This is a genomic window from Leptolyngbya sp. ST-U4 (genome assembly GCF_039962215.1).
Classification (GTDB): Bacteria; Cyanobacteriota; Cyanobacteriia; order Elainellales; family Elainellaceae; genus Leptolyngbya_A.
Map to the genome: position 1 here is coordinate 109,081 of NZ_JAMPKZ010000010.1, position 26,272 is coordinate 135,352.

The following is a 26,272-nucleotide window of genomic DNA, read 5'->3' on the forward strand; positions in this document are numbered from 1 at the left end:
AGCGTTGATGTTAGAAAAGGGCAAGCGGCAGGGTTAAAAGCGGAATTAAAACAGGAAATACGATCGTATTTTCAGGTAGAAGTGCTTAAGGCAGGAGCTAAGTTGACTGAGCGCTGTTTTGTATCGCTTTATTTTCGTTTGTAAGGATAAGAAACTTGTAAGGATGGAATATTCAACTTGGGGAAAATTGCCAAAAATTATTGCTGTTTTTTATCGTTCAACTTCTAATACTCATCTAATACTCATTTTTAATACTCATTGAGTTTGAGCTTGCATCAGATTCACTCGACCCAGTAATCAGCAGAGGCAGCGAGGGGAAGGGGCAATGAATGGGTGGCGCGATCGGCTCAGACCTCCCTCAATTCCCTTAAAAGAGAGGTGTAAAAGAGGGACATGGAATGGTTCAGCTTTTCCTTGACAACCCCAATCACTGCAACAGTTCCTTTCCCCTCTTGAAGGAGGATTGGGGGGATCTCAAAGCTCCTAAGCAGGTTCTAAGTCCCTGCCGATGCCCTGCCTTAGACAGAATCGGTATAATTTCACCGCGACTTGCTAAAAGACATCGGGCAAATAAGCTTGGGTCAATCTAACCTCCCAAACATTATGGAATAAAAAGCGATTTCTACCTATTTCTTTAATTTCTACTTAAATTAGCGTTTATCGTTCGGTTTCGTTTGATGAGCGACAACCCCGCAATTCGCCTCTCAATTCGCTTCTTTCGCTTCTTTAAGTGAGCCCTTATTCCTTAATTGATTGCCTGGTTTCTGCTCTGGCTCGTTTTCCTGTAGGGATGAAGCGAAATCAGAAGTGAGTTCAATCTCGCTGATTTTTAAAATCAGGATTGGAGCGAGAGCAATTTAGCACTGCTTCACATCGCGTTGAGATGATTTTTCCGTTTCTTTTCTTGAAGAAATCACTAGACAGGAAGTTGATCGATGCCCCGATTCGAGCCAATAACCACCATTAATGAACCCTTCGCCAAGCGGGTCAGGGGGCTGGGATTAATTTCAAATTGGTTTTCCCGGCAAACAGCCAGCAGGTTTAAGCCGTAGCGTCTCCGCAGATCGAGGTCGGAAATCGTCTTGCCGTCAAACTCTGCCGGAACCACAATTTCAACGATACTGTGATCCGGGTCTAGCTCAAACCGCTCCAGCACTCCGGGGCGGGTCAGCGATCGGGCTAGCTCACAGCCCATTTCGTGCTCTGGAAACACCACATGATCGGCTCCCACTCGCTTGAGCAGCTTGCCGTGAATTTCAGAAGAGGCTTTGGCGACGACGTGGGGCACCTTGCCTTCTTTCAAATTGAGCGTCGTGATAACGCTCTCTTGAACGTAATTGCCGATCGCCACAATAACCGTATCAAACTCAAACAGCCCTGCTTCTCGAAGTGCGGCAGGTTCTGTAGAGTCAATTTGCAGCGCGTGGGAAGCAATTTCATCAGAGAGTACCTGGGCGACTCGTCGCTCGTCTGAATCGACCCCCAGCACTTCATAGCCCAAATGGTGCAGCGTCATGCAAACCGCGCGCCCAAATCGCCCTAACCCAACCACGGCAAACTGACGGTTATTCGATCGCAGGCTCTTAAAAAAGCTGAGAGAAGAAAGGGAAGATAGGGTCACGGAGTTATCAGGTAACGTGGCATTTTTTCTCTGACGTATTTTCTAGCCTAAACCAGAAGGGAAACAATCTATCGATCGAGAGGGGAAAAGCTACTACCCCACGAGCAGGTTCTCATCTGGGTAGCGCACCAGCGTTGGGCTGGGATCGCCAAGAAAGGCAGACACTAGCAGCAGCACACCGACGCGCCCGACATACATGGTGGCAATGAGCACTAGCTTGGCAAAAACCGAAACGCTGGCAGTAATCCCGGTCGAAAGCCCTACGGTCGCAAAGGCCGAAACTGCCTCAAACAGCACCCGGATAAATTCCACATCAGGGTCGGAAATCGCGATCAGGGTCGTGGCAATAATCACGGTGGTCAGAGAGCCAAACACCACGCCGATCGCCTTGCGGAGCAGAGCGGTTGGAATTTCTCGCTGATAGCACAGTACTTCAGACTTGCCCTGCAAGACGGCTTTTGTGCATTCAAACAGCACCCGAAACGTTGTGGTTTTGATGCCGCCCCCCGTACTGCCCGGACTCGCGCCGATAAACATCAGGGCAATGGTGATAAACAGCCCCGCATCAGTCATTTTGCCGTAGTCGATCGAGTTAAACCCGGCTGTGCGCGGAACGACTCCCTGAAACCAGGCAACCATCAGCTTTCCGGTGAAATTGTACTGTCCAAAGGTTTCTTCGTTGCGGTACTCCACCAGGAAAAAGGCGAGCGTGCTCAGCACCAGCAAAAAAATCGTTGTGCTGGTGACAATCTTAAAATTGAGCGGAAACACAACGCGTTCGCGGCTGCGAGTAATGCGATCGCGCAGCCAAATATACATTTCTTGAATCACCTGATAACCGATGCCGCCAAAAATGATCAGCAAAGGAATAATCAGGTTAATGGGCAGATTGGTCGCATAGCTGATGAGGTTGTCCGGAAAAAGTCCAAATCCGGCATTGTTAAACGCGCTGACGCTATGAAAGAGTCCCAGCCAGAGGGCACGATCGAACCCGTGCTGCGGCGCAAAGACGGCCATCATCAAAAATGCCCCGGTCAACTCAAAGACCAGCGTCGTCGCAATAATCGACTTCACCAACTGCACCACGCCCGATAGCCCTGGACTATCAAGGGATTGCTGAATCGCCAGCCGCTCCCGCAAGCCAAACCGCCGCCCCACCAGCAGCAGCAGAAACGTGGTTGCCGTCATATAGCCCAGACCCCCGATCTGGACCAGCAGCATAATGAAGAACTGCCCCCAGAAGGAGAAATAGGTTCCCGTATCCACGACCACCAACCCCGTCACGCAAACCGCCGAAGTCGAGGTAAAGAGGGCTGTAATAAAATCGCCCCAGGTTCCTTCTGCGATCGAGATCGGCAGCATTAACAGCAGCGTTCCCAGCAGAATCACGGCAAGGAAGCCAAAACAAATCGTGCGCGGCACGGTGACAAACTTGGACGGCCGAAACGACAGCTTTTTCAAAAACATTGAAACGTATTGATTGTGAGACGCTTGTGAGACAGGGTGAACCCTTTGCAGCGAGAGTTTTCCTAGTGTAAGCGATTCCAACTGCTCCAGTGTGGTAACCCGTTCGGGCAATGGGGCTAGGCGGCTAGAAAGCCAGGCGGAGCCTTAAAGTCAAGCAGCAGCACATCGCGATGGCGATCGCTCAAATTCCACGCCTCATGCTCGGAGGTGTCATCAAACACAAGGCACTTGCCTTCTTTCCACAATCGCACTTCGTTTGCCACTCGCAGAGCGCACCGAGGCGGCACATCCAGACCCAGATGGCAGCGCAGCACACCGCTCGGTCTGCCCGAATGGGGCACAATATGCGCTCCGGGAGCCAGCCGCGAAAAGCCCGCCGTGATCATGCCGGGAATTTGCTTCACCAGACGCGCCGTCTGCGGACAAAGCTCACAGTTGAAGTCAATCTTGACCCCGACAAAGTACAGCCCAAACACATCCCAGCCCGTCCGTTTGTCGAGCAAATATCGCTCTGGATAGGGAATGAAGTCTTGGCTTGGCAGTTGACTCAGCTCGTACTGAATAACCTTCCAGTTGTCTTCCAGCAGCGTAACGAAGTCAAATTGGTTCGCGTCGTAATACATCAGCGGTTCCTCATCGGCTATTCTTCTCCAGCACTATTCTTGATCGGGCACTATTCTTGATCGGGCAGGATTGGCTTCCACAGAATCAAGCCCACCACAAAGCGAATCCGATTCTTCCAGCTCCGAATCCGCGTTGCCATCCGCACCACAAACTGAACGTAGCCAAGTCCCTGCTTGATGTCTTCCTTCAGCGTTTGCTTTGAGGCAGGCGATCGCGGTGGTGGACCTTCCGTGCCGGGTTCAAAAATCCATTGATCTGGTGAGTGCATGAGCAGTTTCGTTTCCTCAATAAAGTTCGTTTAGACGTTTGAGCAGTGTGCAATGTTCTACATCGCTCCCTCAATCCCTAAGTTTGGCTTGTCGCTCTAAAAGAGCGAGGGGACTTTGCAACCCAGGGATCAATAGATTCCCCTTGAAAGGGGAGGGTAAGGGGACGGTTTGGGTCTCAGCAATGACTTCTCAAACATCCTCTAATAAACTAAGCAAGAGATACCAGAATGCCGATCCGCTTGGCAACTTTCATTTATCAGCTCATTGGACAGATAAGACATGACCCTAACCCTTCAGCAGCAGATTCAGCAGTTTTACGACACTTCTTCCGGTCTGTGGGAGCAAATTTGGGGTGAACACATGCACCACGGCTATTACGGTGCATCGGGACAGGAGCGCAAAGACCGCCGACAGGCACAGATTGACTTAATCGAAGAATTGCTGAAGTGGGCAGACGTGCAGCAGGCAAGCCAGATCCTCGACGTCGGCTGTGGGATTGGCGGCAGCTCTCTTTACCTGTCAGAAAAGTTTAACGCGCACACCACCGGAATTACCCTTAGCCCCGTGCAGGCAAACCGCGCCGCAGAACGGGCGAAAGCCGCAGGACTCAGCGATCGCACCCAGTTTCTCGTCGCAGATGCCCAGCAACCTCCCTTTCCCGACAATTCGTTTGACTTTGTTTGGTCACTGGAAAGCGGCGAACATATGCCCGACAAACAAAAATTTGTGCAGGAGTGCTATCGCGTTCTCAAACCGGGCGGCAAATTTCTCATGGTGACTTGGTGCCATCGCCCCACCGAGAATCAGCCCCTCACCCCTGACGAACAAAAGCACCTGCAAGACATCTACCGCGTCTACTGTCTGCCTTATGTCATTTCCCTGCCGCAGTACGAAACGATCGCCCGCGAAACCGGATTCCAGAATCTCCAAACCGCCGACTGGTCTGCTGCCGTTGCCCCGTTCTGGGATATCGTGATCGACTCTGCCTTCACCCCTCAAGCAATCGTCGGCTTACTCCTCTCTGGTTGGACTACGATCCAAGCTGCTTTCTCTTTGGGTTTGATGAAACGCGGCTACGAACGAGGTTTAGTCCGCTTCGGCTTACTCCAAGCCACCAAACCCTAACCCCTCGCCCCTTTTCACTTCCATTCCTTCAACATCTTTTTATGCCACGATCGCATATCCGGCTCTGGAATCTCGTAGAATCATGCCGATCCCCAAAAACAACTCCATGAGCCAGATTTCGCCACCCCGCCCGTCTCGATCGAACTTAATGCAACGCCTTCCCTGGATTTATGCCTTTTGGAAATTCTCCCGTCCCCACACCATCATTGGTACGACGCTGAGCGTTCTTGGACTGTATGCGATCGCCTTTGCGCTAAATCCTGCTTCTCTATCGTTGCCCTTGCTGCCCCTGTTGACCTGTCTATGCGGCAATGTCTACATTGTGGGGCTCAATCAGCTTGAGGACGTGGCGATCGATCGCATCAACAAACCCCATTTGCCCCTGGCATCGGGTGAGTTTTCCCGCCGGGAGGCACAGGCAATCGTTCTGACGACCGGACTGCTGGCATTGGGTTTGTCTGCGGTGCAGGGTGTGTTTTTGATGGCGACCGTGTGGCTCAGCGTGGCGATCGGAACTGCCTATTCGCTGCCCCCGCTCCGGCTCAAGCGGTTTCCGTTCTGGGCATCGGTCTGCATTTTTACGGTGCGCGGGGCGATCGTGAATCTGGGTTTATTCCTGCACTTTAATCAGCAGTTGGGCGGCAGTTTTGGGGTTCCGGCTCCGGTTTGGGCACTGACGCTGTTTGTGCTGGTGTTCACGTTTGCGATCGCGATTTTCAAAGACATTCCCGACCTGGAGGGCGATCGGCTCTACCACATCACTACGTTTACAATGCGGCTGGGACAAAAGGCGGTGTTCAAGCTGGCACTTTGGGTCATTACGCTTTGCTACAGCGGCATGATCGTGGCGGGTACATTGCTGCCGAATGTCAGTGCCCTTTTCCTGATCCCCACTCACGTTCTGGCTCTGATTGCGCTCTGGGTGTTAAGTAGCCGTGTGGACTTACGCGAAAAGCAATCGATCGCCCAGTTTTATCAATTCATCTGGAAGCTGTTTTTCCTGGAATATCTGGTGTTTCCGGCTGCCTGTTTGCTGCATCAAGGTTAAGTTTTCGCGCTTGAGGAATTTTTGGGAATAGCATGGCGATCGAACAAAATCTCGGCTATTTCTTCTTCGACAAAGAGATCCTGAAACAGGCACTCACAACCCCCGCCTACGCGATCGAGCATCAGCTTCCGGGCAATCAGACCGTTTATCAAATCCTGGGCGATCGACTGATTCAAATGGTCGTGATCGAACTGTTGATTCGCTATGGCTACTCCGAGGCAGACGACCTCGAATCCTGGTTGAGTCAGCTTGTCAACCCGGAAACCTTGAGCCAGATCGCTCAATTCCTCCAGATCGATCGTTTTTTGCGCCTCAGCAGCGATGAACAAGCCAGCGACACCCTGCCTGACCCCGCTATGCTGTCAGCGACCTTTCAAGCAACGATCGGCGGCGTTTATTTTGATGGTGGATTTCGATCGGCAAGCGAAGTCGTGAAGCGATTGTTTGAATCGTCTTTCGCTCAGCCAGAGCAAGAGTAAAGGACTTGCGCTGATGCCATTAAGATACCATTGAAACGATGAGTGAAAATTCTATATCTGAATGCCTTCCCTGGGCTGCTTAACAGGTATTCCAGATGCTCCATTACCCCAGGCTAAATTGTCCCCAGAATTGAGAGATTTACCCAAGGGGATCATCGCTGAATCACACCCTATTACAGGAGATTGATCTTAGACTTTAGACGATGAAGCCGCTTCCAGAGCGGCAATATCTTGAACGATCGGCTCAATCGGCAAATCAACGGGAGGAATGCCATGAGGCGACGCTGGCTTGGAGTGCTGCTGTTTTTGGTGACGATCGCTGCCGTTTTGCTGGGCTGGGGACTGCACCCGCAAAGATTCCTTCCCCTTGCCAGAGAAGTTGAGTACTCGTCGCCGTTTCGAGTCTCTAGCGATATGCCCCTTGTCTTGCCTCGATCGAATTCCGATCGCCTGATTGCCGATGTTGAGCAACTGGCATTTGTGCGGCATGAGGCAGCCGATCGTGCCCGTGCCCGCAGCTATATTATGCAGCAGCTTCAGTCCGCAGGCTGGCAGGTGCAGGAGCAGCCCTTTGGCGAGGGTGGTGTGAATCTGGTGGCAGAGCGTCCTGGAAATGGCTCAACTGCTGGCGTGATTTTGCTGGGCGCACACTACGATACAGTCGAAGATTCCCCTGGAGCAGACGACAACGCCACCGCAGTCGCAACCCTTTTGGAAACCGCCAGGCTCTTCCAGCAAAAGCAAACCCCGCGTTCGCTGCGGTTGGTCTTTTTTGACCTTGAAGAAGCAGGTCTGCTAGGCAGTGAAGCCTACGTGCAGCAGCTTCAGTCGGAGCCAACTTTTGATGGGGCAGTGATTCTCGATATGCTGGGTTACGCCTGCCAAACTCCTGGCTGTCAAACTTTTCCAAGTGTGTTGCCGATTGCCCCACCCACCGATCGCGGTAATTTTTTGGGGGTGATTGGCGATCAGGGCCATCCTGCCCTGACCCAGAGTTTTACCGATGCTAATCGGCCAAACCTGCCGCAGGTGTTAACGCTATCGGTTCCCACCATGGGACGCTTTACGCCTGACCTGGTTCGCAGTGATCATGCTCCTTTCTGGCGATCGGGGCGCGGTGCAGTGCTGGTCACGGATACTGCAAACTTTCGCAATCCCCACTACCATCAGCCAAGCGATACCCCAGAGACGATCGATCGCGACTTTTTCCTAGGTTCAGCCCAAACTGTGATCAATGCGATCGCCATTTTGCTGCAAGGTGCGATCGGCAATTAGCGTGAACGGTCGCCGAATCTCGTATGCTATGGATGGAAAATTTGCTTTCCGCGCTGCTGTTCAGGGTCATGCTATGTTGTCGCAGGAAATCCTTGCGCTTGCTCAACAAGGTCATTCGATCGCCATTGCGACGCTGCTGAACTACGTAACCCGATCGCACGGAGTCAAGGCAAAAGTCCAGCGTCAGAATCACTGTTTGCACGTTTTGCTGGAGGCGCAGCAGCTTCTTGATCAGGAGAAAGCGATCGCCTTTTTGCAGCGTATTCTAAGCGTCTTGAATGTTCAGTCGATTCAAACCATCATGGTTTATAGTCGTCGCCAAGGGGAGACTCACCTTGACTGGCGGCAGACGATTCAGTTTCCTTTTCCTTCTTCCTTCGAGCCGTCTTTGCTCGATACCTCTTTTTCTGAACCACCCGATCTGCTTTTGTCCGATTTGCCCCTGCCTCGGAGAAATTTTGTGACTCAAGCCTCTAATTCTTTCCCGGAATCCCTAGAGCCTGCTTCCCCTGCCCCGATCGACGCTCCAACAGAGCTTCAAACCGAAGATGAGCAGAGCTTTACGGTTCAGCATCCTGCGTCTGATACGCGATCGCCAGCCTCTCCACAACCTTTAGAAGAAGTGTCCTACGCTGCGGCTGCGAATTCTCCTTTTCCTGACCTGTCCGGTTCTGATGATCTGCTGGAGACACCAGACGTGCTCAAGCGTCCAGAGTCCGTGATTTTTTTGCTGTTCATTAGCCTGTTTGTCTTCTGGGATGCCTACGTCGATTTTCTGGAAGCAGATTTCTCACCGGGAGCCACAGCTATTTCTGCCAGTCAGCTTGCTCGTCGCCTGAAGGTTAGCCGCAAAACCATTCGGCGCAGAAAACGTGAACCCGATTTTTCTACCTGGACTCAAAGCCTTGACCCGGATCAGATTGCCTGGGTTTATCGAAAAGGCTATTACCTGTCGCAGTCCTGAACTTTGACTTTCTCTGCCCCAGGACTTAGGATAGAAACAAATGAAGGGGAGTAGCTGCTGGCTTTTAGAGTTTGCTTCTGAATGACCTTTGAATTGCTTCAGGAAGCGATTATCTCTGCAAGCTAAGTGAGTTTGAGTCAACATACTGGTGATGAACCTGGCTCAAACGCAAAAGCAAAAGTTTTTGATTAGCGAGACCTTCACTAAGTTCACAAATTGATGTGAGCTGGTGAAGTGTTTTATCCTCATCACGCTCCGTCAGCCGTGACGTCGATCACTGACTGAATCGAGAGGAGCAACTGAGGATGTTAACCGGATTTACTGCGGCTCTGCTGCTAATTACTGTTTCCGAGCTGGGTGACAAAACGTTCTTCGTTTCTGCAATCCTGGCAATGCGTCACCCCCGTCGCTGGGTATTTCTGGGTGCAGTTTTAGCATTAGCCGCAATGACCGTTCTCTCGGTGCTGCTGGGACAGTTCGCAACTCTGCTGCCGGAAATCTACGTGCGCTGGGGCGAAATTCTGCTGTTTCTCTGCTTTGGGCTAAAGCTGCTCTACGACGCTCGCCAAATGTCGCCCAATGGCTGTTTAGCAGAAGAGCAGGAAGCCGCCGAAACGGTGATGGAAGCCGAGTCCAAGATCAAGCCGCGCCGATCGCTGGGGGTTGTCTCTCAGGCGTTTGGACTGACTTTTTTGGGGGAATGGGGCGATCGCACCCAGATCACGACGATTGCGCTGGCAGCGGCAAATCATCCGATAGGCGTTTCGCTGGGAGCCATTCTGGGTCACGCACTTTGTGCCCTGATTGCAGTGCAGTGCGGCAAGTTTTTCTGTGGGCGCGTCTCCGAACAGAAACTGACGGCGATCGGCGGCGGCTTATTTCTCCTGTTTGCTTCGATGAGCTTTACTCGGCTGATGGGCTGGGTGGGGTAAACGGGGTATAGCGTCCGCCCAGGTTTTCGACGATCGCTTTAGTATTTGCCACCATCATTTTGATGTAGCTATCGCCATCGCTGCCCGGTGCACCGATCGAGTCGGAGTAAAGCTTTTGGGGAGCCAATTTCACGCCCGATTCTTCGGCAACGGTGGTAATGAGCTGCGGATTGATCGTGGTTTCAGCAAAGATGCTGGGAATCCCCAAGCCTTTCACTGACTCGACTAACTTTTGAACCGTCTGGGCACTGGGCTGCTCTTCGGTACTGATGCCAATGAGGGTTCCTGGCACGGTCAAGCCATAGACACGCGCATAGTATTGAAAGGCATCGTGGGTTGTAACGAGTTTACGGCGATCGGGCGGAATTGTCGCGACCTGCTGCTGAATCCAGGTATGAAGCTGCTCTAGTTCCACGATGAGCCGATTGGCATTTTGGGTAAACTGCTCGCGATCGTCCGGCGAGAGTTCGATCAGCGCGTCCCGAATTGCCTGCACCATCTCGATCGTATTCTCTGCACTGCCCCAAACGTGGGGATCGGGAACTGTTTGCCCATCCTTTTGCAGGTCTAGCGGTTTGATCACTTCTCCGACCGCCACTTTTTTAGCGTTTGCTCCTGCGCCTTCTAGCAGACGAATTAGCCCCGGTTCCAGGTTGAAGCCGTTGTAGAGGATGAGCTGCGCTTCTTCCATTGCCTGGGAGTCGGTTGGAACTGGCTCATAAACGTGTGGGTCATCTCCTGGCTTTAGGATGCTGGTCAGATCAATTTCGCTGCCGCCAATTTCAGTCGTCCAGTCGCTAATCATGGTGCTGGTCGAGACGACGTTTGGCTTGCCGTCCTCGGCTGTGGACTGATTTGAACCGCATCCGGTTAAACCCATTACCCCGATCACTATCCAAAGAAGCATATAGCGGGATAGAGCTTTTGCCCCTTTTCCTGCCCGAAACCGTCCGTTATCTCTATCCCTTGATTGCATCAGTTCCTTTCCCATGACGGACTACAGCCTTTTCACATTGGTTTCATAATCTATGGTAGATTCGATCATATTGCGTTTTCATATTCTTCTCATTTTTCCTCCTCACGCTGCTGCTTATGACTGCCCTACACCCGACTGCCCGCTTCCAATCCTCTGCTCGTCGGTCTGCTCGACCTATGACTGCACCCCACGTCATCGCAGTTGAGCATTTGAGCGTTCAGTATCAGTCTGTCCGGGCACTTCAGAATGTCAGCTTTACGATGACTCCCGGACACCTGGTTGGTATTTTTGGACCTAATGGCGCAGGCAAAAGTACGCTGATCAAAGCCATGCTGGGCTTAATTCCCACGGTGTCTGGCTCCGTTTTTTATGGCGATCGCCCCCTTGCCGACCAGAAAGAGCGCGTTGCTTATGTCCCCCAACGATCGCAGATTGACTGGACCTTTCCGGCAACGGTCTGGGATGTGGTGCTGATGGGCAGAGTTCGCAAAATGGGCTACCTGAATCGGTTTTCAGTCACTAGTCGGCAGGCGGCTGCCGAAGCACTGGAACGAGTCGGAATGTCGCAGTTTCGCAATCGGCCTATCGGTCAGCTATCGGGCGGACAGCAGCAGCGCGTGTTTCTTGCCCGCTCTCTGGCACAGGAAGCAGATGTATTTTGCTTTGATGAACCCTTTGTCGGCATCGACCAAAAGACCGAAGACCTGCTGTTTGGCATCTTCCGGCAGCTTGCCGATCGCGGAAAAACCGTCCTCGTCGTTAATCACGATCTGGGCGAATCAATTACCCACTTCGACCGGCTACTGCTGCTAAATCGTGAACTGATTGCTTGCGGCGATCGGAATCAAGTGCTCACGGTTGAAAATATGACTCGTGCCTACGGCGGTCATGTAAGCTTCTTTGGCAAACAGGCTGCGTAGTTTCTTGATGGGAAAGCGTTTTTGAGAAGTCTCAAATTCCCTACCGTGCCCCCCAATTCCCCAACTTTGCGGGACTTTGAGAATCCTGAAGCGAGCCGGGTTCTCCCAAACTTGACCTGCCAGGGGAAGGGTTCGGATCACAGTTTTTACCCTCTTACTGCTCGAAATATCGAACGTTTTCTATGCTTTCCCTCTTGCTCGACCCACTTCAGTACGGCTTTATGCAGCGATCGCTCGTGGTCGCAATTATTGTTGGAGTCCTCTGTTCGGTAGTTGGCAGCTATCTGGTAGTGCGACGGATGGCGTTACTGGGGGATGCAATTAGTCACTCGCTGCTGCCCGGACTAGCGATTGCCTTTATTGTGGGCGCAAATTTGTATTTGGGGGCGTTTGTAGCGGCGTTGCTAAGTGCGGTGATTATTAGCTGGATTCATACCCGCTCGCCGATCAAAGAAGATGCCGCAATGGGCATTGTCTTTTCTGCCTTTTTCGCACTAGGAGTGACGCTCATTACGGTCGTCCAGAAGTCCAACAAAATCGACCTGAACCATTTTCTGTTTGGCAATATTCTGGGCGTGACTCAGTCAGAAGTTCGGGATACGGCGATCATCGCTGTCCTGGTGCTGCTGGCGATCGTTCTTTTTTATAAGGAACTGCTGTTTTTTAGCTTCGACCCGCTTGGGGCACAGGCGACGGGTTTGCCGACCAACTGGTTTGACACAGGCTTGATGATTTTGTTTGCCCTTACTGTTGTTGCCAGCATGAAAGCAGTCGGCGTCATTCTGGTTCTGTCGCTGCTGATCACGCCTGCTGCCACTGCTTATTTGCTCGTGCCGCGACTGCATCAGATGATGCTTGTGGGTGGGGCGATCGGCACTGTGTCGAGCCTGAGTGGGATGTATTTCAGCTATTACTACAATTTGCCTTCTGGTGCAGCGATCGTTCTGGTTGCGTCGGTGCTGTTTTTCCTGGCACTGCTGCTCAGTCCAAGCCAAGGAATTTTGGTGCGGGCATTTCAGCGAGCGTAAAAACCAGACAAAGCCAGCCAATTTTTTGGTTGCCCTTGCTGAAATCGGGTCAGAACCAGCTATACTCCGTTGGATGTGATCTCAGCAGGCAAGCATTACGAATGGTCGCGGTAGCAATTCTGGCGGCAGGGCGAGGGACTCGGATGAAGTCTCGTTTGCCCAAAGTGCTGCATTCTCTTGGTGGACGATCGCTTTTGGAAAGGGTTTTGGACGGCACGACAGAAATTCAGCCGAGCCGCCGTCTGGTGATTGTTGGGTATGGGGCAGAGCAGGTGAGTCAGGCTCTCGCCCATGTACCGGATGTGGAACTGGTTGAACAGCGAGAGCAGCTTGGAACCGGGCACGCCGTTCAGCAGCTCATTCCTCACCTGGAAGGGTTTGAAGGAGATTTACTGGTACTTAATGGCGATGTGCCGCTGCTACGTCCTAAAACGCTCGGTGCTTTGCTTCAAACGCATCAAACGCATCAAAACGCTGCTACTATTCTCACGGCTCAGATTGCTAATCCCAAGGGCTACGGCAGAGTGTTCTGCGATAGCGAAAATCGGGTAACGCAAATTGTAGAAGACCGGGACTGTACGCCTGCTCAACGGCAAAACCAGCGCATTAATGCCGGAATCTACTGCTTTAACTGGTTAAAGCTGGCGGAAGTATTGCCCCTGCTTCAGAGCAACAACAATCAGCAGGAATACTATCTTACCGATGCCGTGACAGCAGTCTCGCCCGTGATGGCAGTGGATGTCGAAGACTATCAAGAAATTCTCGGCATTAACGATCGCCAGCAGCTCGCCGATGCCTATGAGATTCTGCAAACGCGCATCAAGCAGGAGTGGATGACAGCCGGAGTAACGCTGATCGATCCGGGCAGCATTACGATCGATACTGAAGTGCAGCTCGAACCGGACGTGATCATTGAGCCGCAAACCCATCTGCGCGGCAAAACCGTGATTCGATCGGGCTGTCGGATTGGTCCGGGTAGCCTGATTGAAAACAGCGAGATTGGTGAGAATACTACTGTTCTGCTTTCAGTGGTAAGCGATAGCAGGGTGCAAGCAAATAGCCGGATTGGTCCGTATACCCATTTGCGCGGTCATGTGGAAGTAGGACAAGGCTGCCGAATTGGAAACTTTGTCGAGCTGAAAAATTCGCGGCTGGGTGAGCAAACGAACGTGGCGCATCTCTCCTACCTGGGGGATGCGAGTTTGGGAAATCGGGTCAATATAGGAGCAGGTACAATCACGGCAAATTATGACGGTGTACAAAAGCACCGAACCGAGATCGGCGATCGTTCCAAAACTGGATCAAATAGTGTGCTGGTCGCGCCCGTGACCTTGGGGGCAGATGTGACCGTCGCTGCTGGCTCGGTTGTGACTGAAGATGTACCCCACGACGCGCTGGTGATCGCCCGTGCCCGTCAGGTCGTTAAGCCAGGCTGGAAATTGAATCGATCGGGGTATGCTGAACAGCAACCGGAACAGCAAGCAGAGTGACTTAGGGCAAAAAATTTCCCCTACCTGTGAAACTTTTTCGTAGATTTACAGAAAAAAATTAAATAGGGGGTTACGCCCCTCACCCCTTTAGTGCAATAATCTGTTATGTAGATGCACCCTGATGGTTGGGAGAGTTTTCCAAATGGCTCTCCCTTTTTTCTTGCTTACTTTTCCTGGCTACTTTAGCCTGACTACTTTTCCCAACTGCTTTTCCTGCCCAATTTCAGACTGTGGCAAAAGGTCAGCAGAAAGCATTAGTTGAGCCAATTGATCGGACACTAGACTGAAAGAAGGGGCAAAGCCCTGCTGCTCATCAAAGTCGTTCATTAAAGTCTGGTGTGTCGTCCATGTCTGTCAATATGCCTGCCGATCGTTCTGCGAATTTATCGGGGAATTCAATTCTGTCACTTCCCTATGAGCCCGCCTTTGAGCGGTTAGGGGAAGACTACTTCGATGGGGTAGCTGCGGCAAAGTTTCCCCAACAGATTTTGCGGTTTCGTAACGATGATGTGTTGCGTCAGCTTGGGCTCGACCCGCAGCAGGTGACCGATGCTGATTTCATTGAGGCGTTTGGGCGGTTTGAGGGGCGTTCTCCATTCCTGGCAATGCGCTATCACGGCTACCAGTTTGGGGAGTATAACCCGCAGTTAGGCGACGGGCGCGGCTTTCTTTATGGGCAGGTGCGTGGGATTGACGGTGCGCTTTACGACTTTGGCACAAAAGGATCGGGCAGAACTCCCTACTCTAGAGGCGGTGATGGACGCTTGACCCTGAAAGGCGGAGTACGGGAAGTGCTGGCGGCGGAAATGCTGCATCAGCTGGGTGTCAGAACCTCGCGCTGTCTCAGTCTGGTGGAAACCGGAGAAGGGCTATGGCGCGGTGATGAACCGTCTCCGACCCGATCGTCTGTGATGATTCGTTTTTCTCGATCGCATATTCGATTTGGCACCTTTGAGCGGCTGCACCATCTCGGACGCAAAGATTTGATTCAGAAATTGCTGGATCACGTTCTGGAAATTTACTATCCCCACCTGAAAGGACAGGAAAACGCTTACTTGCAGTTCTATACCGAACTGGTCGAGCGAGTGGCAGATCTCACCGCACAGTGGATGTCGGTCGGCTTTTGTCATGCCGTTCTCAACACAGATAATATGTCCGTCACGGGCGAAAGCTTCGACTACGGACCCTATGCCTTTATTCAGCAGTACGACCCACAGTTTACTGCCGCCTATTTTGACTACTACGGACGCTACTGCTACGCGAACCAGCCCGCCGCTTGCCAGTGGAATCTGCAAATGCTGCAAGTGCCGCTCAAAGCTGTGCTTGATCCATTTGACATGGAAGCTGCCCTCGATCGCTATCACGATCGTTATCAGCACACCTACCGTCAGCGGATGCTGCGAAAATTAGGGTTTGAGATCGGTTTCGATCAGGTTTCCGAAGAAGTTGCCGATGAGCTTTTGCATCTGACTTTGCAGCTTCTCTTTGAAACCAAGCTAGGCTATCACGATTTCTTCCTGGCACTGCGGCAACAGTTTGATCGCTCCTGGCGCGACGCCGCAACCAATATTTTTAACCTGGCAGTCACTCAGGCTCCTGGCGACAAAACCGATGCGGTGGAAAGTCTGCTCGATCGCTGGCGGCAGTTTTACCATCAGGTGTTGAACAGCCTACCCGAATCAGAAATAAGCCGGATCGCCCAACGATTAAGTCAGCACAATCCGGCAACAGTTATTATTCGTCCCGAAATCGAAGCCATCTGGGAACCCATTACCCAGGAAGATAACTGGCAGCCGTTTTATGCACTGCTCGATCGGATTCGATCGTCGGTTGTTTCAGAGGAGATTTGAAAAGTCGGGAGAGTCAAGCGGTGGTTGAACTCTCCCTGGATCCCTCGCATTAATAGGGCGGGCAAACAAGAGCAAGCGAATGAGGGCAAGAATTGGCAGAGCCTTCTTTAGCGTCTTACCGAGTCTAGACTCGCAACGGGGACTAAAGATTGAGCTGGTTGCCTCTCTTGTATTGCAAATAGGCAGCCACAAATAATCCTGCCAGGGTGACAGGAATCAAACCAAGCACAATGCCAGAAAGTAACGGTTCTACCACAGCTTTATCTCCTTATCTCCGTTTGAATTTTAGCAAACAAAGCGACATTGCCGCTTCTTAACGGTTTTTAGTCTTCTTTCATAATCTCCGCGACGGGTTCAATTTAAAATATCCTGAGTAAAATAAAATAAGAAAGCGGTAAACTTTAAGTAGAGCAAGGCTTTCAGGTACTGTGGTGACAAGACTGCCTGCATTTGCTGAGCTTTGATTCCTGAGTAAGAGCTGGGAATATTAAAATATGCTTAGCTATAACGTGAAGTAAGTTAAATTCCTAAAATATATTGTTAGCTCCTGTTTGCCGTTCTCTCCCTTTTTGCCTCTCTTGACTAAAGAGCTTTTGGAAAAACCCCTTACAGCGACCTCGCCCGAGCCGACGGTGCAAAGAACAGTTATCACGCTGTTGGCTGTTCTACTTCTGGTCGTGCTTGCTTTTGTTGGCATTCATCACTTCCGCCATGCTGATCCCTATGTAAGAGATGTCCTATCTCATGCTGGCAATGCCCAACGGGGAGAAGTCATGTTTCAGATGAACTGTGCGAGCTGTCACGGATTTGATGCAAGTGGCTGGGTTGGTCCAAATCTGCATCGCGTTGCTTCTCGCAAGTCGCGAATTGGTCTTATTCATCAAGTTACGAGTGGGTCTACCCCGCCAATGCCTCAGTTTCAGCCAAGTCCTCAAGAAATGGCTGACTTGCTGGAATACCTGGAAAGTTTGTAGATCCTTTTGCCTTTAAAAAAGCCCCTTGCCAGAGCAAAGGGGCATAACGGATCTCAATGAACCTGGTTTTATCCTGCCAGCATCCCGATTTTTTACGCTTTAGGTAGAAGTAGGTTTAGCAATTGGTCGGTTGAACCGAGGGGTTTACCCTTGAAAAAAGCCAAATTTGCTGGACTTGAAGTAGGACAGTTGGCTGAACTGTCTGGCAGGGCAATGCTCGCACGATCGCCTTCGATGCAGACCCCAAACCGTTCTGGTGATACAAATCTACAAAAAAGAAATTCCCTGAAGGACTGGACAAAGGCGGCAGTTTAGTGGTACATCTGTTCCAGGAATGATCTGTTTGTCCTACAACCAGCCTACCAACCTATCAACCTATGGAATCCCTAACAGAAGTCCAGCAGCAGCTTTTTGACTGGCTGGTCGACTACATCAAAGAAAATCAGCATTCCCCTTCAATTCGGCAAATGATGCGAGCAATGGGGTTAAAATCTCCTGCTCCAATTCAAAGTCGTTTAGAACATCTGAGAGCCAAAGGATACATCGACTGGACCGAGGGTAGGGCCAGAACGATTCGCATCCTCAAGCCGCAGGGACTTCCGATTTTAGGAGCGATCGCTGCTGGCTCTGTTGTTGAATCTTACACGGACTCTGTCGAACAGCTAGACTTTTCCTGCTCGTTGCTCAAGCCGGGGGACTACGCACTGCGAGTCCGGGGAGACAGTATGATTGGAGCCTTAATTGGCGAAGGAGACGTGGTCATTATGCGTCCTGTGCAAGACCCGAAGGCACTCAAAAACGGGGCGATCGTCGCAGCACGGGTCAACGGAGATGGCACAACGCTGAAGTACTATCATCGTAAAGGCAATCAAGTCACGCTCAAGCCGGCAAACCCAAACTACAACGTGATCGAGGCTGCTGCGACTGATGTTGCAGTACAGGGATTGCTCGTTGCCGTCTGGCGGGGCTATAGCCACCTGGCATCTTAACGAAAATCTTGAGTCAATCCCTGTAAGCAAAAAAGCCTGCAATGACCCATCCTGCTGAATCATTCTTGAGCGGTAGGACTGGGACTTGCGGGTACACCTCCCTCAGACGGCGCAGCATTGAGTGCGTCCGGGTTCGATTCTGGTGTCGTAGCCTCGGCGGGTGCTGTGGAAGAAATTGGAGCAGCGGCAGTCTGGGCAGTAGGCTGGTCGAGATAATCATAGACCGTTGCGGCGATCTGACGAATTAGCTCTTGAGCGCGATCGTCATTGTGCGGACGCTTCACCATCGCAGTAATCGCATAGCGTTTGCCGCTGGGCATATCGATTAGCCCTGTATCGCCGACAAGGGAGCCGATGTCACCTGTTTTATGGGCGATCGTTGCCCCTGCCCCTAAAGAAGTAGGCAGCAGTGTATCGGTTAACGTTCCCTGCATAATCGCGATTGCACGATCGCGTGACTTCATCGACAGCAGCTCACCCTGACTCAGCAGCGACATCACCGCCGCAAGTTCCTTAGGAGAGGTCGTATTCGTTCCTTCCAGATCGGGCAGCACGTTGCGAACGGTGGTTTGCTCTAAGCCCCACTCCTTAAATCGCTGGTTTACAGCTTCGATGCCGCCCAGTCGCCGCAGGATCATGTTAGTTGCCGTGTTGTCGCTAATCACGATCATGTTGGTCGCCGTTTCCAGTGCCGTAAACTCTGAGCCAACGGGCAAATACTGCATATCGCCTGATCCCGTTGCAATATCGTTTTGCTGCATCGTTAGCATTTCATCGAGCCGAATTTTGCCCGCATCAACATCCTGAAAAAAGGCAATCAGGAGCGGCACTTTGATCATGCTGGCGGCAGCAAAGGTTGTTGTTCCGTTCAGGCTGTAGTAGTTGCCGCTGTCGAGATCGGCAAGAAAGACACCGGGCGCGAGATCGGTCAGGTCTTTGGTCAAAGGCTGGATTCTGGCTGCCAGTGTGGTCATTTCTTGACCCGGTTTAAAGGCATTGTGAATTGAGGTATTTGCAGGAGCTGCCTGGGCGTTACTGCTTCCCGAGGCGACGTTTTCCTGGTTTGCCTGCGCCGATCGCACCGTGGGTTCCCAAATTGAGAGCGCAGTTCCGGCAATTGCCCAAATTCCAACGCCTAGAATCAGCAGCCGGATTCCCTGCATTAAAGGAGGGGTAGGGCGACGCTTGGGGTGAGGTTTGCGCGTTCGACGCGACTGTGAACCGGGAACTGAATCAAGAGCTGGGTCAGCCGGAATTTGCGATCGCCGAGATAATTCATTCGGACGAGCAGGCATCGAACGAGCCGGAGAAGATGGGCGGCTTGGTTTGGCTCGGTTTGGGTTAAACCCAACAGCGGGCGAAGAACGAGTTGTCGATTGCTCTGATTTAACTTCTGAAGCCGAAGCAGGCGACACGCGGCGAGAACGACGGCGAGATGGGCGACGACGCTGCGACTCTTGGGGGCGATAGCTTGGTTCAAGCACGGGCAATACCTCGACAACAGGTAGATAAAGAGAGTTCTTACATTTAGCGGAGTGCGCCTGGAATAAGGAATTCTCGCTGGTAGCAGTACTCTAGGGGAATGAATGCTGAGCGGATTATCCTACCGGAGCAGATTTTTAAGCGAACCTTAACGCTATATCTAGAGTTTCGCTGTTTATTTTTAATCGTTATTTACGAATCTGACAAGCACTTAACGCATAGAAATTTTTGAAGAGGATATGGAGGAATTTTCGCGAGAGGATATAAGCCCTCCAAGATTAAACGATGCAGCTTTGGAGCAAAACGGTGCTTCACAAAAGTTCAAGCAGACTTATTCAGGGGGCTTCAGACGATTTTTCTTGCCCTAAAGCCCACTCTGCCTGACGCAAGATTCCGCGTAGCATTGCCACTTCTTCTGAAGAAGGGAGCGATCGCCCCAACAGTCTGCGAAATTTTTCCATACGGCTAGGTGCAGTATGGGGATAAAGATAGCCAATCTTCAGCAGCAGTGCCTCTAACTGTTGGTAGTACGCTTCCAAAGTTTCAAACGTTGGCGGAGGTTCTGAAGCGGCAGCGATCGTCGGAGGAACTGCTGGCAGGGCTGAGAAGGACGGCAGCTTGAGCGTTAAATAAAGCTCGTAGCAGCAAATTGCAGCCGCTTGCGCCAGATTGAGCGATTCATATTCTGAGCTGGCAGGGATGCAGACGAGCCGTTGGGCATAGTTCAATTCCTGGTTCGTGAGTCCCCGGTCTTCCCGTCCAAAAATGAGCGCAGCATTGGCTGAAGAACCCGTTTGGAAATCAGCAGGAACCAGCCAGGACAGCGCATTTCGGGGTGGCTCTAGCGGCATCTTCAGCGTTGTGTCACTGCGACCCGTAGTGGCAATAACCCGATGACAGTCCTGCAAAGCTTCTGGTAAGGTCTGCACTCGCAGCGCGGCTTCCAGCACATCGGCAGCATGAACCGCCATTTTCCTTGCCTCGTCACCCAGGGGATCACATTGTGGATTCACTAGCACAAGCTGTCGTAGCCCCATATTTTTCATAATGCGAGCTACTGATCCCACGTTCAAAGCTCCCGCAGGCTCCATTAACACAATTCGTATGCCCGATAAATCATTTGGCATCAATATAGATCAAAAATTCAGAATCTTCAAAATCGGAAATTGAGATGAAACCATCTCGCTCTCTGATATCTTCTATCTTTTACTCGCTACGATCGATGACGTATCAATATCGAAATGAATCAACGGAATCTTTAACAACCGATGGCAAAATCGCGATCGAAATCTGATCTCCCGACTAAAATCTGTCCTGTGTGCGGTCGTCCCTTTGCTTGGCGCAAAAAATGGGCAGACTGCTGGGACGAGGTGAAATACTGCTCCGATCGCTGTCGGCGACGACGCCCATCGACAAAGCCAGACGAAGCAGATACTGGAAGCGTGACAGATGCAGATTCGTTTACCGTTTGCTTTGCCATTTCCAGGTAGGATTAGCGATTAGGATTTCGATCACAGGCTTCCGCCAGAGGCGTAGCAATCCAGAGGCGTAATAATAGGGTTTAACCAGGGGATTTTCAACGATGTCGATCGTAGATGGACAGCCCAAGCTCATCATTCATGGAGGTGCGGGCAGTTCGCTCAAGGGGGAAAAAGGAGCGGATTTGGTGCGTCAGTCGCTCTACCAGGTAATCGATGCGGTTTACGACAAATTGCTGTCGGGCTTGGATGCGAAATCTGCGGTGATTCTGGGCTGTCAGCTTCTAGAAGACGATCCCCGCTTTAATGCCGGAACCGGATCGGTGCTTCAGTCCGACGGGCAGATTCGCATGAGTGCTTCTTTAATGGATGGCAATGCCCAACGCTTTAGCGGCATTATCAACGTGTCGCGAGTGCAAAACCCAATTCAGCTCGCGCAGTTTCTCCAGAGCTCAGACGATCGCGTGCTGTCAGACAATGGCGCAATGGAGCTGGTGCGCGAACTGCAACTGCCTGCCTACGATCCCCTGACCAAGCTGCGGCTTCAGGAATGGATTCTGGAGCGTGAAGGCAATTTTGACAAAGCGATGGCGGGCGTGGTTGCCGAAAAAGAGCTGGTGAGCGAGGCCGGACGGGGGACGATCGGGGTAGTAGTTCGCGATGCCGCTGGGCAGCTTGCCGCAGGCACGTCCACAGGCGGAAAAGGCTTTGAGCGAATTGGACGAGTCAGCGATTCTGCGATGCCTGCTGGAAATTATGCCACTGCCGACGCTGCCGTAAGCTGCACCGGAATTGGCGAAGACATTATCGAAGAGTGCCTTGCTGCCCGGATTGTGATTCGCACCACCGATGGCTTGCCGATCTCTGCTGCCTTCGATCGCTCCTTCCGGGAGGCACATCAGCGAAACCGCGACCTGGGTGCGATCGGGATCGATGCCACGGGAACGATCGCCTGGGGCAAAACCAGCGAAGTGCTGCTAGCGGCTTATCATGACGGTGAAACGATCGGCGATACGCTCGACATGGCTCGATCGATGGGCACGGGCAGCCGATTGGCTTAGATCAGCTCAGGGCAGGAGCAAAGGAGCAGAAATGCCGCTTTTATTGGTTTGTGTGGTGCTGTTTTTTGGTGTAGCGCAGTTCTACCAGTGGTCGAATGGGCTAGACAGCTTGCCCTTTCCCGTTTTGTTGCTGGCTGGGGCAGCGTTGGCGATCGTTTCTAATCTCAGTCAGCGCGATTCGCAATCGATTTCTTCATCGTCTGAGGCTGCTTCAGTTCCCGTTCAACAGGCTGCCACTCCTGCCCCTACGCTGCCGCCGGATATTCGCCCGGTGGCTGAACTTCGCCCCAAAGCTGAACCTCAGCTTCCCCAATTTGAACCGTCGATCGCGCCTCAAGCTGAAAAATCCATCTCGTTTACGCTTAATCCAGCATCTGCTCGAACGAGAGAATCAACCGCATCACCCGAATAATAAGCTGGGGGGCAACGTAAATCCGAAGAGCAACAGAAGCAATTTGTTGCCCAGTGAGTTGATCGGGGCACTTTAGGCTGAGAGGTGATTTGAGCAGTGTTCGAGGTGCTACATTGCTCCCTTAGCATTGCCCCCTCAATTCCTAAACCTGGGAAATTTTGAAACCCGAAAGCAAGTCGGTTCCTTCTAGAATTGACCCGTTAGAGGGGCGATCGAAGCCAGCACGGTCGCTTGTCAAACCGTCTCTTAACCTCATAAAGTTGCCCTACGGATTGCCCTACCTATGGTGAAGACAGCCCTTATCTGCGGAATCTCAGGACAGGACGGAGCTTATCTAGCTCAACTGCTGCTGAGTCATAGCTATACTGTGGTCGGCACATCGCGGGACGCCCAAATTTCTACGTTTCGCAATCTGGTACGGTTGGGAATTCGCGATCGCGTCAAAACCTGCTCGATGGCACTCAACGACTTTCGCAGCGTGCTTCAGGTAATTAACAAAGTGCAGCCGGATGAAATCTACAATCTGGCAGGGCAAACCTCGGTTGGACTCTCGTTTGAGCTGCCTGTAGAAACGATGGAAAGCATTACGCTGGGCACGCTCAATCTGCTGGAGGCGATTCGCTTTATTAATGCCCCAATTCGGCTCTACAATGCGGGGTCGAGCGAATGTTTTGGCGATACGGGCACAGCACCCGCCGATGAAACGACTCCCTTTCGTCCGCGTAGCCCCTATGCAGTGGCAAAGGCAGCGGCTTTCTGGCAAGTGGCAAACTACCGCGAGGCATACGAGCTGTTTGCTTGCTCTGGTATTTTGTTTAACCACGAATCGCCTCTGCGCCCCAAACGCTTTGTGACGCAAAAAATTGTGCAGGCAGCGGCAGACATTGCGGCAGGTCGAGCCGAGAAACTGTCTTTGGGCGATATCTCGATTCGGCGGGACTGGGGTTGGTCGCCGGAATATGTGGAGGCCATGTATCAAATGCTGCAACAGGAGCAACCGGACGACTTTGTGATCGCCACTGGACATACCCATAGCTTGCAGGAATTTGTGGCTGAAGTGTTTGATTACCTGGGCTTAGACTGGCACGATCGCGTGGAAGTCGATCGCAGTTTGTTTCGCCCCACGGATATCGCCGTGAGCTGCGGCAATGCAGCCAAAGCAAAGCAAATGCTGGGCTGGCAGGCAAAGTACACGATGAAGGATGTGGCACATCTGATGGTGGATGCGCTGTAGGGGCTGCCAATCGATCGGGTTGGGTTGGAGAAGATTGGGCTGGAAAAGATTAGGCTGGAAAAGATTCTGCAAATTTCTCAGTCGGGACAACCCGTTTGATAATGTAAGGATGTTGCTTGTGCTGCGGAATTCATGCAAAAGCTGAAAGATGCTGTCAACGTCCTGATTTTCCTGGCTTTGATTGGTTTTATTGCCAACAGCCTGTTTCGGATTACCGTTTTCTTTTTGCACGGCAGCTAATCGCAGCTCAGTTCATCTGACAGTAAGTTTTGCAAAATTCCGTCCATTGTTTACCTCATTTCAAAACCAGAGCTTTTATGTCTGACGCTTTCTCTCCAGCCATTAGCGATCGCATTTGCGCTCACATGAATGATGACCACAAGGATGCTGTAATCCTCTACGCTCAGGCGTTTGGCAGCGTGGATGATGTCACCGCAGCCCGGATGCAGAAAATCGACGCTGAAGGAATGGATTTACTGGTCGAGTCGAACGGAGCAGAAATGCCGCTACGGGTCACATTTGATCACACGCTGCAGGACGCTGAGGATGCTCATCACACGCTGATCGGCATGGTGAAGCAGGCGTTGCAGATGATTAGCCCCGCTCACTAAGTAGCGGATTTGGAGATCGCTGGAATGTACCAATGCTAAATACAAGTTCTGCCGTTTTGCCGCCGCCGATTGTGCTTGATCCCCTGCTGCAAAGCTGGCTGCAAGAAGACATTGGACGGGGCGATCGAACGACTCAAGCCCTGATTCCCTCGGCTGAAACCGGAACAGCGCAGTGGATTGTCAAAGAACCAGGCATCGTTGCTGGACTGCCGATCGCCGCACAGGTGTTTCGGCTTTTAGATCCGAACATTCAATTCGAGTTGCGGGTGACAGAAGGGCAGCGGTGCAACCGGGGAGAAACGATCGCCACCATCACAGGCTCTTTTGCCGCTTTGCTGACAGGTGAGCGGGTTGCCCTCAATCTGACCATGCGCCTGAGCGGAATTGCTACGGCAACCAGTCGCTATGTTGATAAAATCGCCGATTTGTCTGCCCAACTGGTTGATACGCGCAAAACGACTCCGGGCTTACGCATTCTCGAAAAATATGCTGCTCAGGTTGGTGGAGCCAGGAATCACCGCATGGGGTTAGACGATGGCGTGATGATTAAGGACAATCACATTGCTGCCGCAGGCGGAATCCGCCAGGCGATCGAGCAAATCCGCACTCGCATTCCCTATCCTTTAACGATCGAGGTCGAAACCGAAACCCTGGCTCAGGTCGAGGAAGCGTTGCAGCACGGCGCAGACATCATCATGCTCGACAATATGCCGCCCGACCAGATGCGTCAGGCAGTACAAAAAATCCGATCGACCAGCGATCGGATCAAGATTGAAGCTTCAGGAAATGTGACTTTGGAAACGATTCGATCGGTTGCCGAAACCGGGGTTGATTTTATCTCCAGCAGTGCCCCGATTACGCGATCGACCTGGCTCGATATCAGTATGCGGCTCAAGCAGGGGATTCTTGATTCCTCACAGGCATAATTTGCGGATTTCCGAGCAGGACCGTTCCACTAGAATCCTGATTGACTCACGAACCCGCTTTATGGGCGTAGAATAGCCTACCCCAACCCGATTGTTCACCCTCAACTAACCAGCGATGATTCAGCACGAATCGCGGATAGACAACGCCCTTGCCGTTTTCGACTGCGCCCGTGTAGCCGCCGTTTGGGTCAAGCAGACTGCCATAAGGATCGTGACAGATGTAGCCATGACTGGGTGTTCTGCCGACGACGACAATCATATGTCCTCCAGTGGGGCTTTGCAGCGTGCCACGATGGAGAATGCCAATGACGATCGGTAATCCAGCTTCCAGGGAGCGATCGAGGTCATCGTATCCGAGGTTGGTGTTCCAGGTCGATTTGATGCCGACTTGTGCCAGAGCTTTGGTTTGTGCCCCGTGATCGGTGGTGTCACCGTACTTGCGAACGATTTGGTAATAGGCATCATCGCCCGAGATCTTCGCGCCCAGAAATCGCGCTACCATTGCACAGCTTGAGGTGTTGCAGGTGCGCTGCGGCTCGTAGAGATTGTTGGTTTGCTCGTAGTAGGGCACATTCAGGCGCAGTTCCCGGTTCTTCCCAGCAGCAGGAATCCGTCCCCACATGCAGGCAAATCCTTCCAGGGTTTTAGGCTGGCTAGTTTGCTGAAGCCATTTCAGCGCAGCGTTTTGGTGCGGACGACCCTGATAAAACCGAAACACCTGCACAAAATCGATCGTCCCTTTCTCTTCCCCGTTACGCCACATTTGCGCGAATTCTGCCTGTCGCTGCTGCCCGGTTGATGCCTGAAGCCACTGAATTAATTTAATTTGCTGTGGATCGCTGCGAAACTGCTTCGCGATTGCAATGAGATCGATTGACGAAACTACGGATGAAACGGCTTGAGCGGGAGAATTGATGCTGGCAACCATAAATGACGTTCAGCCTCTTGAGAAATGGTAGAAATACACCCATCGCGCTTCATGGAAATATGCCTTTTGCAGGTATTTCAGACAGAGCGAAGAATAATTTCACAATAAA

Annotated in this window: 28 protein-coding genes; 18 read left to right on the top strand and 10 right to left on the bottom strand. The window is 51.9% G+C overall.

Annotated features, from left to right (window positions below; genetic code table 11):
• Window positions 1-916: 916 nt before the first annotated feature.
• From NDA02_RS16025 to NDA02_RS16040, 4 genes are all read right to left on the bottom strand, one after another.
• Window positions 917-1,621, bottom strand: a complete 705-nt coding sequence (locus NDA02_RS16025) for an NAD-binding protein (protein ID WP_190790948.1) — start codon at window positions 1,619-1,621, stop codon at window positions 917-919.
• 93 nt (window positions 1,622-1,714) lie between these two features.
• Window positions 1,715-3,088, bottom strand: a complete 1,374-nt coding sequence (locus NDA02_RS16030) for a TrkH family potassium uptake protein (protein ID WP_190790947.1) — start codon at window positions 3,086-3,088, stop codon at window positions 1,715-1,717.
• A 116-nt stretch (window positions 3,089-3,204) separates the two neighbouring features.
• Window positions 3,205-3,711 (bottom strand): aspartyl/asparaginyl beta-hydroxylase domain-containing protein, encoded by a 507-nt coding sequence (locus NDA02_RS16035; RefSeq protein WP_190790946.1) that lies wholly within the window; start codon window positions 3,709-3,711, stop codon window positions 3,205-3,207.
• 50 nt (window positions 3,712-3,761) lie between these two features.
• Window positions 3,762-3,980 carry a hypothetical protein gene (locus tag NDA02_RS16040; RefSeq protein WP_190790945.1) on the bottom strand — a complete coding sequence of 73 codons (219 nt, stop codon included), beginning with the start codon at window positions 3,978-3,980 and terminating at the stop codon, window positions 3,762-3,764.
• 280 nt (window positions 3,981-4,260) lie between these two features.
• Between NDA02_RS16040 and NDA02_RS16045 the strand changes: the two genes are divergently transcribed.
• The 6 genes from NDA02_RS16045 to NDA02_RS16070 all read left to right on the top strand — a co-directional run bounded on the left by NDA02_RS16045 (window position 4,261) and on the right by NDA02_RS16070 (window position 9,804).
• A complete protein-coding gene (locus NDA02_RS16045) occupies window positions 4,261-5,106 on the top strand; it encodes a methyltransferase domain-containing protein (RefSeq protein ID WP_190790944.1) in 846 nt (281 codons plus the stop codon).
• 106 nt (window positions 5,107-5,212) lie between these two features.
• Window positions 5,213-6,154 carry a homogentisate phytyltransferase gene (locus tag NDA02_RS16050; protein ID WP_190790949.1) on the top strand — a complete coding sequence of 314 codons (942 nt, stop codon included), beginning with the start codon at window positions 5,213-5,215 and terminating at the stop codon, window positions 6,152-6,154.
• Between the two features lie 32 nt (window positions 6,155-6,186).
• Window positions 6,187-6,633: a ribonuclease III family protein gene (locus tag NDA02_RS16055; RefSeq protein ID WP_190790943.1), complete on the top strand. Its 447-nt coding sequence runs from the start codon at window positions 6,187-6,189 to the stop codon at window positions 6,631-6,633.
• Between the two features lie 273 nt (window positions 6,634-6,906).
• Window positions 6,907-7,908 (top strand): M20/M25/M40 family metallo-hydrolase, encoded by a 1,002-nt coding sequence (locus NDA02_RS16060; protein ID WP_190790942.1) that lies wholly within the window; start codon window positions 6,907-6,909, stop codon window positions 7,906-7,908.
• The gene (locus NDA02_RS16065; RefSeq protein WP_348255284.1) at window positions 7,868-8,872 is read left to right on the top strand and encodes a hypothetical protein; all 1,005 of its coding nucleotides are present in this window, start codon (window positions 7,868-7,870) and stop codon (window positions 8,870-8,872) included. The genes NDA02_RS16060 and NDA02_RS16065 overlap by 41 nt, the downstream gene beginning before the upstream one ends.
• A 305-nt stretch (window positions 8,873-9,177) precedes the next feature.
• Window positions 9,178-9,804: a TMEM165/GDT1 family protein gene (locus NDA02_RS16070; RefSeq protein ID WP_190790940.1), complete on the top strand. Its 627-nt coding sequence runs from the start codon at window positions 9,178-9,180 to the stop codon at window positions 9,802-9,804.
• On the opposite strand, the gene NDA02_RS16075 is transcribed toward NDA02_RS16070, so the two are convergent.
• On the bottom strand, window positions 9,776-10,711 hold the full coding sequence (locus tag NDA02_RS16075; RefSeq protein ID WP_199296429.1) for a zinc ABC transporter substrate-binding protein: 936 nt from the start codon (window positions 10,709-10,711) through the stop codon (window positions 9,776-9,778). The genes NDA02_RS16070 and NDA02_RS16075 overlap by 29 nt on opposite strands.
• A gap of 245 nt (window positions 10,712-10,956) precedes the next feature.
• Between NDA02_RS16075 and NDA02_RS16080 the strand changes: the two genes are divergently transcribed.
• The 3 genes from NDA02_RS16080 to glmU all read left to right on the top strand — a co-directional run bounded on the left by NDA02_RS16080 (window position 10,957) and on the right by glmU (window position 14,218).
• On the top strand, window positions 10,957-11,700 hold the full coding sequence (locus tag NDA02_RS16080) for a metal ABC transporter ATP-binding protein (protein ID WP_199296428.1): 744 nt from the start codon (window positions 10,957-10,959) through the stop codon (window positions 11,698-11,700).
• 182 nt (window positions 11,701-11,882) lie between these two features.
• Window positions 11,883-12,728 (top strand): metal ABC transporter permease, encoded by an 846-nt coding sequence (locus NDA02_RS16085; RefSeq protein WP_348247111.1) that lies wholly within the window; start codon window positions 11,883-11,885, stop codon window positions 12,726-12,728.
• 101 nt (window positions 12,729-12,829) lie between these two features.
• Window positions 12,830-14,218, top strand: coding sequence for a bifunctional UDP-N-acetylglucosamine diphosphorylase/glucosamine-1-phosphate N-acetyltransferase GlmU (gene glmU / locus NDA02_RS16090; RefSeq protein WP_190790424.1), 1,389 nt, complete (start codon window positions 12,830-12,832; stop codon window positions 14,216-14,218).
• A 177-nt stretch (window positions 14,219-14,395) separates the two neighbouring features.
• Here glmU and NDA02_RS16095 read toward each other — a convergent pair whose 3' ends face one another.
• Window positions 14,396-14,545, bottom strand: coding sequence for a hypothetical protein (locus NDA02_RS16095; RefSeq protein ID WP_190790423.1), 150 nt, complete (start codon window positions 14,543-14,545; stop codon window positions 14,396-14,398).
• A 20-nt stretch (window positions 14,546-14,565) separates the two neighbouring features.
• Here NDA02_RS16095 and NDA02_RS16100 point away from each other — a divergent pair, with 20 nt between their 5' ends.
• On the top strand, window positions 14,566-16,068 hold the full coding sequence (locus NDA02_RS16100; protein WP_190790422.1) for a YdiU family protein: 1,503 nt from the start codon (window positions 14,566-14,568) through the stop codon (window positions 16,066-16,068).
• A 142-nt stretch (window positions 16,069-16,210) separates the two neighbouring features.
• On the opposite strand, the gene petG is transcribed toward NDA02_RS16100, so the two are convergent.
• Window positions 16,211-16,324 (bottom strand): cytochrome b6-f complex subunit V, encoded by a 114-nt coding sequence (gene petG, locus NDA02_RS16105; RefSeq protein ID WP_035999205.1) that lies wholly within the window; start codon window positions 16,322-16,324, stop codon window positions 16,211-16,213.
• A 376-nt stretch (window positions 16,325-16,700) separates the two neighbouring features.
• Here petG and NDA02_RS16110 point away from each other — a divergent pair, with 376 nt between their 5' ends.
• Together NDA02_RS16110 and lexA are read left to right on the top strand one after the other, a co-directional pair.
• Window positions 16,701-17,042 carry a cytochrome c gene (locus NDA02_RS16110; RefSeq protein ID WP_347277824.1) on the top strand — a complete coding sequence of 114 codons (342 nt, stop codon included), beginning with the start codon at window positions 16,701-16,703 and terminating at the stop codon, window positions 17,040-17,042.
• 377 nt (window positions 17,043-17,419) lie between these two features.
• On the top strand, window positions 17,420-18,031 hold the full coding sequence (gene lexA, locus NDA02_RS16115) for a transcriptional repressor LexA (protein ID WP_190790419.1): 612 nt from the start codon (window positions 17,420-17,422) through the stop codon (window positions 18,029-18,031).
• A 59-nt stretch (window positions 18,032-18,090) separates the two neighbouring features.
• Here the strand turns inward: lexA and NDA02_RS16120 are convergent, their stop codons facing one another.
• Window positions 18,091-19,515 carry a serine hydrolase gene (locus NDA02_RS16120; protein WP_348255286.1) on the bottom strand — a complete coding sequence of 475 codons (1,425 nt, stop codon included), beginning with the start codon at window positions 19,513-19,515 and terminating at the stop codon, window positions 18,091-18,093.
• A 333-nt stretch (window positions 19,516-19,848) separates the two neighbouring features.
• A complete protein-coding gene (locus NDA02_RS16125; protein WP_190794541.1) occupies window positions 19,849-20,640 on the bottom strand; it encodes an RNA methyltransferase in 792 nt (263 codons plus the stop codon).
• 141 nt (window positions 20,641-20,781) lie between these two features.
• Here NDA02_RS16125 and NDA02_RS16130 point away from each other — a divergent pair, with 141 nt between their 5' ends.
• The 6 genes from NDA02_RS16130 (at window position 20,782) to nadC (ending at window position 25,235) form a co-directional block, all read left to right on the top strand.
• Window positions 20,782-21,003 (top strand): DUF2256 domain-containing protein, encoded by a 222-nt coding sequence (locus NDA02_RS16130; protein ID WP_190794542.1) that lies wholly within the window; start codon window positions 20,782-20,784, stop codon window positions 21,001-21,003.
• 92 nt (window positions 21,004-21,095) lie between these two features.
• Window positions 21,096-22,052 carry an isoaspartyl peptidase/L-asparaginase gene (locus tag NDA02_RS16135; protein ID WP_190794543.1) on the top strand — a complete coding sequence of 319 codons (957 nt, stop codon included), beginning with the start codon at window positions 21,096-21,098 and terminating at the stop codon, window positions 22,050-22,052.
• Window positions 22,053-22,083: 31 nt separating this feature from the next.
• Entirely contained in the window at window positions 22,084-22,464 is a 381-nt protein-coding gene (locus tag NDA02_RS16140; protein ID WP_190794544.1) for a hypothetical protein, read from the top strand.
• Between the two features lie 286 nt (window positions 22,465-22,750).
• Window positions 22,751-23,698: a GDP-mannose 4,6-dehydratase gene (locus NDA02_RS16145; protein WP_190794554.1), complete on the top strand. Its 948-nt coding sequence runs from the start codon at window positions 22,751-22,753 to the stop codon at window positions 23,696-23,698.
• A 317-nt stretch (window positions 23,699-24,015) separates the two neighbouring features.
• A complete protein-coding gene (locus tag NDA02_RS16150; RefSeq protein WP_190794545.1) occupies window positions 24,016-24,309 on the top strand; it encodes a DUF2470 domain-containing protein in 294 nt (97 codons plus the stop codon).
• A gap of 32 nt (window positions 24,310-24,341) precedes the next feature.
• The gene (nadC, locus tag NDA02_RS16155; protein ID WP_190794546.1) at window positions 24,342-25,235 is read left to right on the top strand and encodes a carboxylating nicotinate-nucleotide diphosphorylase; all 894 of its coding nucleotides are present in this window, start codon (window positions 24,342-24,344) and stop codon (window positions 25,233-25,235) included.
• Between the two features lie 46 nt (window positions 25,236-25,281).
• Here nadC and NDA02_RS16160 read toward each other — a convergent pair whose 3' ends face one another.
• A complete protein-coding gene (locus NDA02_RS16160) occupies window positions 25,282-26,163 on the bottom strand; it encodes a C39 family peptidase (RefSeq protein WP_242067587.1) in 882 nt (293 codons plus the stop codon).
• Window positions 26,164-26,272 lie beyond the last annotated feature (109 nt).

Coding starts and splice junctions, on each gene's coding strand:
- NDA02_RS16030 (WP_190790947.1), bottom strand. CDS start 3,088: ATGTTTTTGAAAAAGCTGTCGTTTCGGCCGTCCAAGTTTGTCACCGTG.
- NDA02_RS16035 (WP_190790946.1), bottom strand. CDS start 3,711: ATGTATTACGACGCGAACCAATTTGACTTCGTTACGCTGCTGGAAGAC.
- NDA02_RS16040 (WP_190790945.1), bottom strand. CDS start 3,980: ATGCACTCACCAGATCAATGGATTTTTGAACCCGGCACGGAAGGTCCA.
- NDA02_RS16045 (WP_190790944.1), top strand. CDS start 4,261: ATGACCCTAACCCTTCAGCAGCAGATTCAGCAGTTTTACGACACTTCT.
- NDA02_RS16050 (WP_190790949.1), top strand. CDS start 5,213: ATGAGCCAGATTTCGCCACCCCGCCCGTCTCGATCGAACTTAATGCAA.
- NDA02_RS16055 (WP_190790943.1), top strand. CDS start 6,187: ATGGCGATCGAACAAAATCTCGGCTATTTCTTCTTCGACAAAGAGATC.
- NDA02_RS16060 (WP_190790942.1), top strand. CDS start 6,907: ATGAGGCGACGCTGGCTTGGAGTGCTGCTGTTTTTGGTGACGATCGCT.
- NDA02_RS16065 (WP_348255284.1), top strand. CDS start 7,868: ATGCGATCGCCATTTTGCTGCAAGGTGCGATCGGCAATTAGCGTGAAC.
- NDA02_RS16070 (WP_190790940.1), top strand. CDS start 9,178: ATGTTAACCGGATTTACTGCGGCTCTGCTGCTAATTACTGTTTCCGAG.
- NDA02_RS16075 (WP_199296429.1), bottom strand. CDS start 10,711: ATGCTTCTTTGGATAGTGATCGGGGTAATGGGTTTAACCGGATGCGGT.
- NDA02_RS16080 (WP_199296428.1), top strand. CDS start 10,957: ATGACTGCACCCCACGTCATCGCAGTTGAGCATTTGAGCGTTCAGTAT.
- NDA02_RS16085 (WP_348247111.1), top strand. CDS start 11,883: ATGCTTTCCCTCTTGCTCGACCCACTTCAGTACGGCTTTATGCAGCGA.
- glmU (WP_190790424.1), top strand. CDS start 12,830: ATGGTCGCGGTAGCAATTCTGGCGGCAGGGCGAGGGACTCGGATGAAG.
- NDA02_RS16095 (WP_190790423.1), bottom strand. CDS start 14,545: ATGAACGACTTTGATGAGCAGCAGGGCTTTGCCCCTTCTTTCAGTCTA.
- NDA02_RS16100 (WP_190790422.1), top strand. CDS start 14,566: ATGTCTGTCAATATGCCTGCCGATCGTTCTGCGAATTTATCGGGGAAT.
- lexA (WP_190790419.1), top strand. CDS start 17,420: ATGGAATCCCTAACAGAAGTCCAGCAGCAGCTTTTTGACTGGCTGGTC.
- NDA02_RS16125 (WP_190794541.1), bottom strand. CDS start 20,640: ATGCCAAATGATTTATCGGGCATACGAATTGTGTTAATGGAGCCTGCG.
- NDA02_RS16130 (WP_190794542.1), top strand. CDS start 20,782: ATGGCAAAATCGCGATCGAAATCTGATCTCCCGACTAAAATCTGTCCT.
- NDA02_RS16135 (WP_190794543.1), top strand. CDS start 21,096: ATGTCGATCGTAGATGGACAGCCCAAGCTCATCATTCATGGAGGTGCG.
- NDA02_RS16140 (WP_190794544.1), top strand. CDS start 22,084: ATGCCGCTTTTATTGGTTTGTGTGGTGCTGTTTTTTGGTGTAGCGCAG.
- NDA02_RS16150 (WP_190794545.1), top strand. CDS start 24,016: ATGTCTGACGCTTTCTCTCCAGCCATTAGCGATCGCATTTGCGCTCAC.
- nadC (WP_190794546.1), top strand. CDS start 24,342: ATGCTAAATACAAGTTCTGCCGTTTTGCCGCCGCCGATTGTGCTTGAT.
- NDA02_RS16160 (WP_242067587.1), bottom strand. CDS start 26,163: ATGGTTGCCAGCATCAATTCTCCCGCTCAAGCCGTTTCATCCGTAGTT.